We start from the raw sequence: 14,358 nt of genomic DNA, 5'->3' as shown, positions 1-14,358 counted from the left end.
ATATTTGATTTATGCTGACGACTGAAAAGAAATTAACTCTTGATGAATATATGCAGATGCCCATTGGTGCACCTTACCAATACATTAATGGCTGTTTAATTGATTGGCCGTCCCGAACAGTAAATCATCAACTTACCCTTGCAGCGGTAGCTACAGCGTTTATAACTTATGAGGACAGGGTTAAAAACGAAGGCACTTATTTAATGGGACCAATTGAAGTAATACTCGACACTCAAAACTCCTTTCAGCCAGATTTTGTTTACGTTGCCGAAGAAAGGCGCGATATCATTAGGGATTATATTCATAGTCCGCCCGATTTGGTTGTCGAGGTTCTATGGGAAAAGAACGCTTATTATGACCTTCGCCCTAAAAAAGATACATACGAAAAATACGGTGTAAAAGAATACATCATTATTGACCCTATAGCGCAAAACGCCGACCTTTACGCGTTAAGGGATGGCGCTTATTACCTTCATCAAAAAGCGCAAAAAGGCGAAACTCTCAAATCTTTAATCTTGCCTGGTTTTGCAATAGAACTTGCAAAGGTTTTCAAATAAAAAGGCCCCGTTCCCGGAGCCTTTTTCCTTATTATAAACTGTTTATCCATTTCACCAGTTCATCGCGCGTTTTGCCGGTTTTTTGCTGGAGTTTCCCTAATGTTTCATCGTCTTTACCTTCTTCGTAAGTTAAATCATCGTCGGTAAGATCGCCGTAGGCTTGTTTTATTTTGCCCTTCAACTCGTTCCAGCCGCCCTTAATTTGTAATTTATCCATGATGTTTTTTATTTAGATGTATTTGTATAACACCCGGGGAATAATATGGTTTTTGAGAAGAATCAAGAGTTAAGAATTAAGACAAAAGCGCACATGGGCGATTAGAAATCAGTTATCGGCTAAAACAAAAAATCTTAACTCTTGATTCTTGCATCTTGATTCTATTCACCAACAAACTGCTTCAGCACTTTTCGTTCAAAATCATGGGAGGGCCATAGTTCTATTTTGTAATGGTCTGTACCCTCATCCGCTTCGGGATCATTATTGGCCAGGCCGTACGAATAAACCCTGATGCGGTAGTAGCCCGGCGTTACAATGGCTTTCAGTTGAATTTTGCTATCGGGATAATCAAGCACTTCCAGTATGCCTGAACTTATCCTCAGGCCAGCCTCAACCACGTGATCGTATTTTTTAAAATCTTTTTCCCTGCTTGCAGCATCCAGTATATCAAGCTGTGCTTTTACATGGCCAAAACTTTCAATGCTAAGGCCAACTATATCCCTGTCTTTCGCTGTCGCCATCCTATCGTTATATGCAGAGGACGTCCAAAAAGCGGGATCGCCGGTTTCACCGGTAAACGCCGAATCGCAAAGGTAAAACTGGTTGTCTTTGGTAAAAAAATCGAGCCGGTATCGTGCAGATGGGCGGCCTTTAAAAGAAAAAAAAGCCGTTGACGCTCCTAAGCAAAGGAAAAGAAATGCACGATACAACTGTCGTTTATTCATACAATTAAGATAGAATGATGCAAGTTATATTAAAAAAGAGTTAAGCCTGAGCATCATCGAACAAAAACAAAGAGTCGAGAACCAAAGATTTCAATCTTGATTCTTGACTCTTAATTCTTGATTCTCTCCTACAAAGCTCCCGCTTTAATTTCTTCAACCACGGCAGGGTCAAGCAAGGTAGATGTATCGCCCAGGTTTGATGTTTCCCCCTCGGCTATTTTGCGTAAAATACGGCGCATAATTTTTCCCGACCTTGTTTTTGGCAGCCCGGTTACAAACTGGATTTTGTCTGGTTTGGCTATGGCGCCTATTATCCGGGCAACAGTCATGGTGATATCCTTGCGAGCAAGTTCCGAATCGCCATGCTGGTTAGGGCATACCACAAAAGCATAAACACCCTGCCCCTTAATATCATGCGGGTAACCAACAACCGCCGATTCAACAACGCTGCTGTGCATGTTTATGGCATTCTCTACCTCGGCGGTACCAATACGGTGGCCCGATACATTCAATACATCATCAACACGGCCTGTAATACGGTAGTAACCATCTTCGTCGCGTAAACAACCGTCGCCGGTAAAATACATATTTTCGTAGGTAGCAAAATAGGTGGTGCGGCAGCGCTCATGGTCGCCATAAGTAGTACGCAACATACCCGGCCATGGGAATTTAATACAAAGGTTACCGCTTACGCCATTACCTTCTATCACTTTACCATTTTCGTCAACCAAAACCGGTTGTACGCCTGGCAACGGCAGGGTTGCATACCCCGGTTTAGTTGGCGTAACGTTACAAATTGGCGATATCATTAACCCGCCATTTTCTGTTTGCCACCAGGTATCGGCAATAGGGCATTTGCCATGACCAATTTTTTCATCGTACCAATGCCATGCTTCTTCGTTTATCGGCTCGCCCACCGAACCCAATTTGGTTAACGAACTGAGGTCTTTACCTTTCAACGGCTCCTCGCCAAAACTCATTAACGAGCGGATAGCTGTTGGCGCGGTATATAATATATTTACTTTAAACTTATCTACAATATCCCAAAAACGGCCGGCATCCGGATAGGTTGGCACACCTTCAAACATCAATGTTGTTGCCCCCTGCGATAAGGGGCCATAAACAATGTATGAGTGCCCGGTTATCCAGCCTATATCGGCGGTACAAAAATAAACTTCGCCTTTGTTGTACTGAAATACGTTGGCAAAAGTATAACCTGTATAAACCATGTAGCCGCCTGTGGTGTGCACCACACCTTTGGGTTTACCTGTTGAACCAGATGTATATAAAATAAACAACATATCCTCGGCATCCATTACCTCGGCAGGGCAATCGGGATTACCCTGGGTTTCTACCTTTTTAACTTCATCTTCCCACCAAACATCACGGCCTTTTATCATAGATACCGGCGTGCGGCTGCGGGTTAACACAATTACTTTTTTAACAGACCGGCATTGCACCAACGCATCGTCAATAACACTTTTTAATGGAATGGCTTTATTGCCACGGAAGCCGCCATCGGCGGTAATAACTATATTACACTCGGCATCGTTTATCCTATCGGCAATTGATTGTGCCGAAAAACCGCCGAATACTACTGAATGGATAGCGCCAATACGGGCGCAGGCCAAAACGGCAATAGCCAGTTCGGGAATCATCGGCATGTAAATACAAATACGGTCGCCTTTTTTTGCGCCGTTGTTTTTTAAAACATTGGCAAACTGGCAAACTTTATCGTGCAGCTGGCGATAAGTTAATATCCGGTGATCTTCCTGCGGATCATTAGGCTCCCAGATGATGGCTGGCTTATCACCAATGGTGTCGAGGTGACGGTCGAGGCAATTTTCGGTTATATTTAACTTGGCGCCCTGGAACCATTTTATTTTAGGCTCCTTAAAATTCCAGTCCAATACGTTATCCCACTTTTTTTGCCACAAAAAGTTTTCGGCTATGCCTGCCCAAAACTCTTCGGGCTGCTCAACACTTTGCTGGTATACCTGCTTGTATTCGTCAAATGATGTAATCTTCATAGTGTTTATAATGGAGGGCCTAATTTAATAATTTATATATGATGTAAATATTAATTCTGTAACTTTTTAAAATTATTTAAAAAGTACTTTAATTTAGGTGATAAGGGTGCTGTAAACAAGCACTATCCTCTCAATTTTGGCACTTATAATGGCTTTTTGAATTTATTTAACAATTTTTGAAAACGCTATTGAATATTTGATTAAAAAGTCTGATATTTGCAAACTCTTTTTGAATAAAGGGTTGATAATTAAAAATATTTGTCATGTCAAGAATTTGTGATCTAACAGGAAAAGCATCTATAGTTGGTAACAACGTTTCTAACTCAAACGTTAAAACTAAACGCAGATTTCATCCTAACTTAAAACTTAAAAAGTTTTATATCCCTGAAGAGGATAAATGGATTACCTTAAAGGTATCTACTTCAGCAGTAAAAACTATCACTAAAAATGGTATTACTGCCTGTATCAATAAATTTGTAAAAAAAGGATACATTTAGTAGTTGTACGTTAACGGTTTTACAAATTGTAAAATTAACGACGTACGGTATAATTTGAAAAATTACGTAAGCCGTGACGGTGATGCGTACAACATAAAAAGAAAATGGCAAAAAAAGGCAACAGGGTTCAGGTTATATTAGAGTGTACTGAACACAAAACAAGCGGTATGCCAGGCATGTCTCGCTATATTACCACCAAGAACAAAAAAAATACCACTGAAAGACTGGAAATGAAAAAATTCAACCCGGTTTTAAGGAAAGTAACTGTTCATAAAGAGATTAAATAGGTTATACGTTAAACGTTTTACGTTATACGTAGGATCAAGCTAATTAAAATGTTTAACATTACGTAATACGTACCACGTAAAACGTACAACACAAAAACAACATGGCAAAGAAAGTAGTTGCAACACTGAAAGTAGCAGGTAAAGGCAAAGAATATTCAAAAGTTATCACAATGAACAAATCACCAAAAACAGGTGCTTATTCATTCAAAGAGCAAATTGTTCCTAACGACGCTGTTAAGGACATCATTGCAGGCAAATAATATCTGCTTAAACTTTTGATCAAAATATCGAAGCCGTCTTGTTTTTACGAGAGGGCTTTTTTTGTTGAGGTCTGAACCGGAATTAAACGAATTAAAGAATTACCAGAATTCTATTAATTCCTAAATTCGTTTAATTCGGGTTCAGAAAAAATCATCTGCACATCTGTAATCTAAAATCTGCACATCTAAAATGGGATTATTTGATTTTTTTAAGAAAAAGGAAAATACACAGCAGGAGCAGCAAGCCCTTGATACCGGTTTAGAAAAAACCAAGGATAATTTTTTTTCAAAGATAACCAAGGCCGTCGCAGGTAAATCAACCGTTGATGATGATGTGCTGGATGATTTGGAAGAGATCCTGGTAACATCAGACGTGGGCGTAAAAACCACGCTCAAGATCATCGAACGCATTCAGGAACGTGTAGCCCGCGATAAATACATTGGCACCGGCGAACTGAATGTGTTGCTGAAAGACGAGATCCAAAAACTCCTGGCCGAAAATAATAGTAATGATTTCCGCAATTTTGAATATGGCGATCATAAGCCCTATGTAATCATGGTGGTTGGCGTTAACGGTGTAGGTAAAACTACTACCATTGGCAAATTGGCCCATAAGCTAAAGCAGGCCGGCAATAAAGTGGTGCTTGGGGCTGCCGATACCTTCCGCGCCGCAGCCGTTGATCAATTGCAGCTTTGGGGCAAACGGGTTGATGTAAAAGTGGTAGCGCAGCCAATGGGGTCTGATCCGGCCTCTGTAGCTTATGATACCTTACGCTCGGCTGTTGCCAACGGAGATGATGTAGCGATAATTGATACTGCCGGCCGCCTGCACAATAAAGTAGGCCTGATGAACGAGCTTACCAAAATTAAAAATGTGATGCAAAAGGTAATTCCCGGCGCACCACACGAAATACTATTGGTATTGGATGCATCAACCGGGCAAAATGCCATTGAACAATGCAAACAATTTACCGAAGCTACCAACGTAAACGCCCTGGCTTTAACCAAGCTTGATGGCACAGCTAAAGGCGGTGTAGTAATAGGTATATCAGATCAGTTTAAAATCCCGGTAAAATATATAGGTGTGGGTGAAGGCATGGAGCATTTACAATTGTTTGACAGGCAAGCTTTCGTCGATTCCTTATTTAAGCAATAAAAACATAACAATACCGTCATTGCGAGGAACGAAGCAATCCTCGGCTATGCAGGGCAGCCTATATAGTTCAGAGATTGCTTCGTTCCCCGCGATGACGCTTTAATATTATGAGAACTAAAGAAGTAATTCGTGAACCTAAAACAGTGAAGCCCCGTGTTAACGTGGTTACTTTAGGCTGTTCAAAAAACATATACGATTCTGAGATATTGATGGGCCAGCTTAAAGGCAACCAGTTTGATGTGGTGCACGAGGCCGAAAAGGTAGGTAAAAACGATATCATCGTTATCAATACCTGCGGCTTTATCGATAACGCCAAACAGGAATCTATTGATACCATCCTCCAGTATAGCGAACTTAAAGAGCAAGGCAAAGTTGGTAAGGTAATAGTTACCGGTTGCTTAAGCGAACGTTACAAACCTGAGCTGGAGGCCGAGATAACCAACGTTGACGCCTATTTTGGCACCAATGACCTGCAAAACCTGCTGGCTTCTGTGGGTGCAAACTACAAACACGAGCTGATTGGCGAACGTTTATTAACCACCCCATCGCATTTTGCTTATTTTAAAATTGCCGAAGGTTGTAACCGCCCATGCTCGTTCTGCGCCATTCCGCTGATGCGCGGCAAGCATTTGAGCACACCTATTGACCAATTGGTTAAAGATGCCCAAAACCTGGTTAAAAACGGAACCAAAGAATTAATACTCATTGCCCAGGACTTAACCTATTACGGCCTCGACCTGTATGGTAAACGTAACCTGGATGAGTTACTACGCCGCCTGAGCGATGTTAACGGTGTAGAATGGATCAGGCTGCAATACGCTTACCCATCCGGCTTCCCGATGGAGGTTTTAGATGTAATGGACGAGCGTGATAACATTTGCAAGTACATGGATATGCCCTTGCAGCACATCAGCGATGATATGCTTAAATCTATGCGCCGTGGTATCACCAAACAAAAAACAATCGACCTGGTAAACCAGATTCGTGATAAAGTACCCGGCATAGCTATGCGTACTACCCTCATCACCGGCTACCCGGGCGAAACCCAACGGGATTTTGAAGAAATGGCCCAATGGGTTGAGGACACCAAATTCGATCGCCTTGGCTGCTTCACTTACTCGCACGAGGAAAAAACACATGCCCATTCATTGGTTGATGATGTGCCCGACGAAGTAAAACAAGAACGTGCCGACGCCATTATGGAAATTCAGCAGGGAATTTCTTTTGACAAAAACCAGGAAAAAATTGGCCAAACATTTAAGGTTTTGGTTGATAAAAAAGACGGCAACTACTTTGTTGGCCGTACCGAGTTTGATTCGCCGGAAGTTGACAACGAGGTTTTAATTGATGCCAGCATTGATTACGCAACCGTTGGCAGCTTTGTTAACGTGAAGATAGACAGCGCCGAAGACTTTGACCTTTATGGACAAATTGTAAAATAATTTGATTTACAATTCCCTGTTGATTGATTTTAATATTTAAAAATCTAAATTCGGCGTCGGCATTAAATATTTGATGCTGATTACATGTTTTATATTTGGATATTTTAAATCCGAAATCGAACATCCGAAATCCAAAATCAAAATGGAAGCCTCCTGTATAAGTTATAAAGAAACCGGATTTTTTTCGCCCACTGTTATTGACTACATCGAAAACCGGGCCGACCTGCAACCTTTTTACGGATACCGCCCGGATATGGACGGATTTGCCGAAGTGCTGAAAAATAAAAAAGTTGTTGCCGATCGTGAAATTCTATACCGTGTTTTATCCAAACAATATGCGGAGAAGTCCGAAAGTCCGAAAGCGGGTAAGTCCGAAAGTGAAGCTAACGTAAAACGTATAACGTACAACGTACAACCTCTTACTGCTCAAAACATCGAGCTTCTGAAACTCAACAATACCTACACCATAACAACCGGGCATCAGCTCAACATTTTTGCCGGCCCGCTGTATTTTCTTTATAAAATAGCTACAGCTATTAAGTTAGCCCAGCAATTAAAAACTGCTCATCCCGATAAAAACTTTGTACCTGTTTACTGGATGGCCAGTGAAGATCATGATTTTGCCGAGATTAATTATACCAACATCGGCGGCAAAAAAGTACATTGGTGGTACGAGGCTTCGGGCGCAACCGGCCGTATCAATCCCGATACTATGCGGCAGGCGCTTAACCAGTACAAGGGCGTTTTAGGGATGGAGGGCCACGCAGTAGAAGTTGCCGAAATTGTAGAAACCGCCTATACCCAATTTGATAAACTGGCCGATGCTACCCGCTACCTGGTAAACGCGCTGTTTGGCCAGTATGGTTTGGTAATCATCGATGCCGACGACCATGAGTTTAAAAAGCAGTTTGCCCCAAAAATGGAGCAGGATATCATCAACCAAAACAGCTTTAAAAACATCACGGCTACTAACGAGCAATTGCACAAACTTGGTGTGCACATACAGGTTAATCCCCGCGAAATCAACTTTTTTTACCTGAAGGATAGCCTGCGCGAACGCGTAATATTTGAGCACGACAATTACCAGGTAATGAATACCGAAATCCGTTTTACTGAGGCGGAATTGAAAGAAGAAATTGCTGATTATCCCGAACGCTTTAGCCCTAATGTAGTGATGCGGCCGCTGTACCAGGAGTGCATCTTACCCAATATAGCCTACATTGGCGGCGGCGCCGAGGTGGTTTACTGGTTAGAACTGAAAGCTAACTTCGATTTTTACAAGGTTGATTTTCCCATACTCATCCTGCGCAACTCGGCACTGGTTGTTAAAAAAGACCAGGCAGCAAAGGTTAAACACATGGACCTTACAGCTGCCGATTTGTTTAAACCAAACGATACGCTTAAAACCGACTGGATAAAAAAACACAGCAACCACAACCTGAGCCTTGAAGGCGAATGGCGGGAAATGAGCGCCCTGTTCGAAAAGATAAAGCTACGCTCTTATAAAATAGACCCTACCCTATCGCCCTCCGCATCTGCCGTACAGGCAAGGTTAAAACATGCTATTGACAACCTGGAGAAAAAGCTGATCAAAGCCGAAAAACGCAACTATGCTACCAGGCTTGAACAATTAGCTGTAGTTAAAGCCGAGCTTTTCCCTAAAGACAGCCTGCAGGAACGCACCGAAAATTTCGGTTTAATGTATGTACGCTGGGGCCAATCGTTTATTGACGAATTGGTGCGTCATTTTGAACCGCTTGCGTTTGAGTTTACGGTGTTAACGGAGGAGTAAATACTAAAGCATAAAATTTAAACGTCTTTGCTTCTTACCTTATAATGACGTAATTATAAGTTACTGACTATCAATATAAAATACTCGTCATTGCGAGGCACGAAGCAATCCCGAACCATGTGGGACTTAGCACGCCGGGGATTGCTTCATACCTCGCAATGACGGTAGTTTAGAAGATTCGTTTGACTATATCCATTGCGCATCATAACGATTTTTTCAGGTTTTACCTGATAGATACTCGCAATGACATAGTTTTCAAACAAAAAACCCGGCGTGAACCGGGTTTCTTTATTTTTATTTCTTTGTCCAAACGTTATTGTCGGGGTTGTAATCCGGTAATACTTTGTCAGGGTCGTAGGTAACAGATTCAATTTCTTCTGTTGATGGATATTTAAATGTCCAGGTGGCGTTGCGCTCCCAAACTTCAACAGGTAGTTTCAGCCTGTCCACTTTGCCGCTTTTGGTTTTTACCTCCAGGGTAACCGGCATAGCCAATTTACCCAGGTTATCAATGGTGATCATAGCGCCTTTAGTTGCATCGTTATCAACATATTTTACATCGCTTACGGCAACATCCAAACGCCAGTTGTTCAGGAACCAGCCTCTCCAGAACCATTGCAGGCTTTCGCCGGATGCATTTTCCATGGTGCGGAAAAAGTCATCAGGTGTTGGGTGTTTAAATGCCCAGCGCTTGATATAGGTTTGAAACGCGAAATCAAAACGCTCGGGCCCTAAAATCTGTTCACGCAGCAAGGTAAGGCCAACGCCCGGTTTAAAGTATAACAGGATACCGGTATTTTTTTCTTTAAGGTTGGCCGGCTGACTTAATACAGGCTCCAACTCTGGCCTTGTTAACACCAGGGCTGTTTTATGCATATCACCGGCCTTGCGGTTGTATTCTCCGTTATTAAAATCGGCGGTTGATAACGTATTGATAAAAGTATTAAAACCTTCGTCCATCCAGCCGTATAAACGCTCGTTTGAACCTACGATCATCGGGAACCAGGTGTGGCCAAATTCATGGTCATTTACGCCCCAAAGGCCGCCTTTTTTTGCAGTATACCCGCAAAATACAATGCCCGGATATTCCATGCCACCCACAATACCGGCAACGGCAGTAGCAGCAGGGTAAGGGAATTCAAACCATTTTGCCGAGTTGTATTCAATAGATTTTTTCACATACTCAGTTGAGCGCGACCAGGCGTCCTGTCCATCGCTTTCAACCGGGTAGGCCGAAATAGCGATAGATTTTTTACCGCTTGGCAAGTCCATTTTAGCTGCATCGATAATAAACGCTGCAGATGAAGCCCACGAAGCATCACGCGCGTTCTTTATTTTAAAGCGCCAGGTAAGTGTAGCTTTACCAGCCGGGCGCGATTTAGGGTCGGTAACCTCGGCAGCCGAACGGATAACTACCGTTTTTTCGCTTGTGGCAGCCTGTGCCCAGCGCTTTTGCTGCTCAGGCGTATATACTTCGGTTGGATTCAATAATTCGCCAGAAGCCACTACAATGTGGTTTGCAGGAGCAGTAATGCTCAGGTCAAAATCGCCATACTCCAGGTAAAACTCACCCGGGCCGGTGTAAGGCTGGGTATTCCATCCCATTACATCGTCATATACGCACATGCGCGGGTACCACTGGGCCACAGTGTATATTTTCCCGTTTTTTGATTTTTTATCATCCAGGTAACCCATACGGTCTGATCCGTAATTAGGCGATACAAATGAATATTCTATTTTCAGCTTTACGTTACCGCCATTGGCAGTTACCTGTTTTGGCAAAAATACCTGCATGCGGGTATCGCTAATCAGGAATTTAACATCGGTAGTGCCGCCTTTTGCGTCAACAGCTTTTACCGATTTTATTTTGTAGCCCGCATCAAACGCTTCGCCACGGCCCCAGTTACGGCTGCCGGTTGGTGGTACAATTGCCGTACCGCGGGAATCTAACTTAAACAAATTCTGATCCAGCTGCATCCATAAAAAACTCAGGTTTTGCGGGCTGTTGTTGGTATAAGTTAAAACTTCCGATCCGGTAATCAGGTTACTTTTATCATCCAGGGTTGCGGCCAGGCTGTAGTCGGCGCGGTTTTGCCAGTATTTTGCGCCTGGCTGTCCGTCGGCTGCACGAAACTCGGTACCATTTTTAGTATAAAACGGAGGGCCAAAAGCTTCATGATAACTGTAATCAGATGCCGGTGCGGCGGCTGGAGGAGGGGTTGGTGCCTGTTGCGCGTTAACCGCAGCAACAGCCATCATAAAGGCCGTACTTAAACCGGCCATTAGTTTTAAATTCATTTCAGTCAATTTTGAGAATACAAAGCAAGTATACGTAAAAAAGCTTTTTTAAATAGCCCGTAAAATGATTGTTACGCTTTTATTAAGGATTGAATTACTGATTTATAGAATTATTGATTTTTTTACAATAGCCTATTAATCAGGTAGATTTAATTACCTAAACAAACTCCGAAATGAGGAATTTTGCCTGATTTTCTGAATACTACCGATGATGCACCTTCGTGTGCTGTTTTTTAACACTTGCAGTGATAATTCCTTTTCTTCTACTTCCCCAAAAAATGATCCGCATAAACCTTTTCATCAAAGCCAAAAAACAGGAAACCGTCATCTTCAATAACCGGGCGTTTAATCATGCTTGTTTTTTGCTGCAGTAGTTGCAGGGCATCTGTGCTGGTTTTTACGCTTTCTTTAACCGCCGGGTCAAGCTGTTTCCAGGTTAGGCCCTGCTTGTTCATAAATTTTTCGTACCCGGCTTTTGTATCCCATTCCTGCAGCTTTTCGGTGCTAACACCCAGTTTTTTAAAATCCTGGAAATCGTAATCAACTTTGTTTGCTTTAAGCCAGTCCAGGGCTTTTTTTACTGTATTGCAATTGGTAATTCCGTAAACTTTCATACCGCAAAGCTATTGATTTCCGCCTCCACTTTTACTACCGCCGCCCTTGGTATCATCATTATTGATACCACGTTGGTTCTTTTTAATATCACTATTAAGCTTACCAAATTTATAATTAAGCCTTATAGCAAAGTTACGGTATGGGTTGGTGCCACTGTAGGTATTATAAAAATCATTTGTGCGGGTATAGCCATGGTAAGTGCGGTATTTACTGTACGGGTTGTTCGCAACCAGCGATACTGTAAATGTTTTTTTGAAAAACTCTTTGGAGGCCACATAGGAGTTAAATATAAAACTGCTTGATTTTCCCTGCAGCGTTACATCGCCGCTAAAGAAACCCGCATCCAGCGCCAAGCGGTAGCCTCCGTCAAACTTATAGGCTAGGTTTCCAAAAGCGCGGCCGGTATAACCGTCGTTGGTATAAAAGCTACCATTATACGTACCCTTGAGCCAGATGTGCGAAATTCCGCCATTGATGCTAACGGTAAACTTTTTGGTGATAGTTAAATTGGTATTCAGGTTTAAACCAAGGGTGCGGTTGCTGCCCAAATTTTGATACGTGGTGTAAGTAACGGTATCAATCAGCGTGCTCACATTCTGGATAGAGTTATTGGAGAAAGCGTAGCTCAGCCCCGCATTGATAGCTGCTTTTTTAAAATTGCTATACGTAAGCTCAAATGTATTGTTAAGCTCGGGCCGCAGCTGCGGGTTACCGGTGGTTACAAACTTTGGGTTTGAGTTATCAACAAAAGGGTTTAGCTGGTATATTCCAGGCCGCTGAATGCGCTGGGTGAAGCCAAAATTAAAACTGCTTGTTTTAAAGCTTCGCTGTATGGAAATTGACGGGATTAAATTATTGTATCCCCTATCCAGCGGTGTTCCGGCAAAATCGGCGCTAACCTGGGTATGTTCCAGGCGTAAGCCGCCTTTGGCCGTCCATTTGGTAAATTTTACCTGGTAGGAGTTATAGGCACTGTATACGTCCTGGTGATAATCAAATGTATTGGTCTGGTTAGCGTCTACAACGTAATCGCCGGTATTGGCGTCCTGGTTTTCGCGCCTGTAATCACTAAAATTATTGCGCAGTATCACCTTACCGCCCATCTCAAGGTTCACTTTCTTAAATGGGTACACATAATCTAACTGAAAGGTATGGGCCTTGTCGCCTGCCTTATTATACTGCCTGAAATTGGGATTGTTAACATCATCAAAATTAAGCCTGTCGCTAAAAACATTGCTGTTATACTGGTTACCCGGCGAATAGCTGTATTTATAGGATGCGGTAAGCAATTCATCCTTTTTATTTTTGAACCCAAGCTGGTAATTAACAGAGATATCTGTCCCCTTATCGTGGTTTGTCCCATCGCTTAAACTACGATAAGCCTCGGCAATACTGCCATCTTTTTTTATCTGAGTTGATGTCTGATCGCTGTTCTGATTAAAATTGCCGCTAAACAACTCGAACGATCCTGTTAGCAGGTTCAAACTATCCAATTCGTAACTTAACTCGGCATTAGCGTATTTGTACTTCCCTTCAAACCAGCCATTACCGTTTTGATTTAAAACCGATTGCGAAACGTTTTGTGTTTGCGAACTTTGGTTGCTGTTGTTAACCCTGTTTTGATTACCAAAACCGGCGTAGCCCGACAGGCCAAATTTGCCTTGTTTTACCGTAGCATTTAAATTGTAGCCCGGCCCCCAAATGCTGTTAAACCGCGAGTTGATACTGCCGTTGTAGCCCTGGTCGGCATTTTTTTTGGTAACGATATTGATAATGCCCGATAAACCCTCCGCATCGTATTTTGCGGGTGGCGTGGTAATTACCTCTATCCTTTCAATATTGGTTGCCGGCATAGCCTTCAGCACATCCGACGGATTTTTAGCCATCAGAGCCGACTCTTTACCATTTACCAGTATCTTATAATTGCCGCTTCCTTTCAGCCTTATTTTGTCGTCGCCATCAACCGATAGCAAGGGCACCTTACGCATCATATCCAGGGCCGATATCGCTTTACTTTCCGGGTCGGCCTGTACATCATAAGTAAGCCGGTCAACCTCCTGTTTCATTACCGGCCTCACGGCGGTAACACTCACCTCGCCCAGCTGCTTGCTGGCAGCCGACATATATATTTTCCCGGCATCAACTGCAGATGCGGTAGCTTTTACCGGAAACGTTTTTGATGCAAACCCCACAAATGCCACAGCCAACTGGTACGTTTTGCCTTCGGGCGCTTTAAGCTCAAAGCTACCGTCTTCTTTGCTAAGGGTGCTTTTTACCGATGCCTTTGTTGCGGCATCCTGCAAAACAACCGTAACATAGCCCAAAGGCTTGTTTGCCGCCGAATCAATAACTACACCTTTAACGGTAATGTTTGAAGGGCCGGGGTTTTGCGCTATAGCCAATATCGAGAAACAACAGCAAATTACTGTGAGTACAAATTTTTGCATAAGGAATTTAGGTGATATGACGCAGCAAGATACCC

13 protein-coding genes are annotated in these 14,358 nt (G+C 42.8%); 7 read left to right on the top strand and 6 right to left on the bottom strand.

Annotated features, from left to right (window positions below; translation table 11 throughout):
- Nucleotides 1-11 precede the first annotated feature (11 nt).
- On the top strand, nt 12-557 hold the full coding sequence (locus FSB76_RS17890) for a Uma2 family endonuclease (protein ID WP_147055671.1): 546 nt from the start codon (nt 12-14) through the stop codon (nt 555-557).
- 31 nt (nt 558-588) lie between these two features.
- Here FSB76_RS17890 and FSB76_RS17885 read toward each other — a convergent pair whose 3' ends face one another.
- The 3 genes from FSB76_RS17885 to acs all read right to left on the bottom strand — a co-directional run bounded on the left by FSB76_RS17885 (nt 589) and on the right by acs (nt 3,529).
- Nucleotides 589-774: a CsbD family protein gene (locus tag FSB76_RS17885; protein ID WP_090641334.1), complete on the bottom strand. Its 186-nt coding sequence runs from the start codon at nt 772-774 to the stop codon at nt 589-591.
- A gap of 161 nt (nt 775-935) precedes the next feature.
- Nucleotides 936-1,499 carry a hypothetical protein gene (locus tag FSB76_RS17880; RefSeq protein ID WP_147055669.1) on the bottom strand — a complete coding sequence of 188 codons (564 nt, stop codon included), beginning with the start codon at nt 1,497-1,499 and terminating at the stop codon, nt 936-938.
- 128 nt (nt 1,500-1,627) lie between these two features.
- Nucleotides 1,628-3,529 (bottom strand): acetate--CoA ligase, encoded by a 1,902-nt coding sequence (acs, locus tag FSB76_RS17875; RefSeq protein ID WP_147055667.1) that lies wholly within the window; start codon nt 3,527-3,529, stop codon nt 1,628-1,630.
- A 263-nt stretch (nt 3,530-3,792) separates the two neighbouring features.
- Between acs and rpmB the strand changes: the two genes are divergently transcribed.
- From rpmB to bshC, 6 genes are all read left to right on the top strand, one after another.
- Nucleotides 3,793-4,026 (top strand): 50S ribosomal protein L28, encoded by a 234-nt coding sequence (gene rpmB / locus FSB76_RS17870; protein WP_090641306.1) that lies wholly within the window; start codon nt 3,793-3,795, stop codon nt 4,024-4,026.
- A gap of 104 nt (nt 4,027-4,130) precedes the next feature.
- Nucleotides 4,131-4,313: a 50S ribosomal protein L33 gene (gene rpmG / locus FSB76_RS17865; RefSeq protein WP_067063463.1), complete on the top strand. Its 183-nt coding sequence runs from the start codon at nt 4,131-4,133 to the stop codon at nt 4,311-4,313.
- Nucleotides 4,314-4,414: 101 nt separating this feature from the next.
- Complete coding sequence (locus FSB76_RS17860; protein ID WP_090641302.1) at nt 4,415-4,573, top strand: DUF4295 domain-containing protein; 159 nt, start codon at nt 4,415-4,417, stop codon at nt 4,571-4,573.
- A gap of 190 nt (nt 4,574-4,763) precedes the next feature.
- Complete coding sequence (gene ftsY, locus FSB76_RS17855) at nt 4,764-5,729, top strand: signal recognition particle-docking protein FtsY (protein WP_090641298.1); 966 nt, start codon at nt 4,764-4,766, stop codon at nt 5,727-5,729.
- A 107-nt stretch (nt 5,730-5,836) separates the two neighbouring features.
- Nucleotides 5,837-7,171, top strand: a complete 1,335-nt coding sequence (rimO, locus tag FSB76_RS17850; RefSeq protein WP_147055665.1) for a 30S ribosomal protein S12 methylthiotransferase RimO — start codon at nt 5,837-5,839, stop codon at nt 7,169-7,171.
- 142 nt (nt 7,172-7,313) lie between these two features.
- Nucleotides 7,314-8,963, top strand: a complete 1,650-nt coding sequence (gene bshC / locus FSB76_RS17845; protein WP_147055663.1) for a bacillithiol biosynthesis cysteine-adding enzyme BshC — start codon at nt 7,314-7,316, stop codon at nt 8,961-8,963.
- Nucleotides 8,964-9,257: 294 nt separating this feature from the next.
- Here bshC and FSB76_RS17840 read toward each other — a convergent pair whose 3' ends face one another.
- The 3 genes from FSB76_RS17840 to FSB76_RS17830 form a co-directional block, all read right to left on the bottom strand.
- Nucleotides 9,258-11,261 carry a M1 family metallopeptidase gene (locus FSB76_RS17840; protein WP_147055661.1) on the bottom strand — a complete coding sequence of 668 codons (2,004 nt, stop codon included), beginning with the start codon at nt 11,259-11,261 and terminating at the stop codon, nt 9,258-9,260.
- Nucleotides 11,262-11,524: 263 nt separating this feature from the next.
- Nucleotides 11,525-11,875, bottom strand: coding sequence for a Spx/MgsR family RNA polymerase-binding regulatory protein (locus tag FSB76_RS17835; protein WP_147055659.1), 351 nt, complete (start codon nt 11,873-11,875; stop codon nt 11,525-11,527).
- A gap of 9 nt (nt 11,876-11,884) precedes the next feature.
- Entirely contained in the window at nt 11,885-14,323 is a 2,439-nt protein-coding gene (locus FSB76_RS17830) for an outer membrane beta-barrel family protein (protein WP_147055658.1), read from the bottom strand.
- Nucleotides 14,324-14,358: the final 35 nt, after the last annotated feature.

Source organism: Mucilaginibacter ginsenosidivorax, assembly GCF_007971525.1.
In the GTDB taxonomy this organism is placed as follows: Bacteria; Bacteroidota; Bacteroidia; order Sphingobacteriales; family Sphingobacteriaceae; genus Mucilaginibacter; species Mucilaginibacter ginsenosidivorax.
The sequence above is the reverse complement of the archived record's forward strand: the minus strand, read 5'-3'. Positions and strand labels throughout refer to the sequence as shown.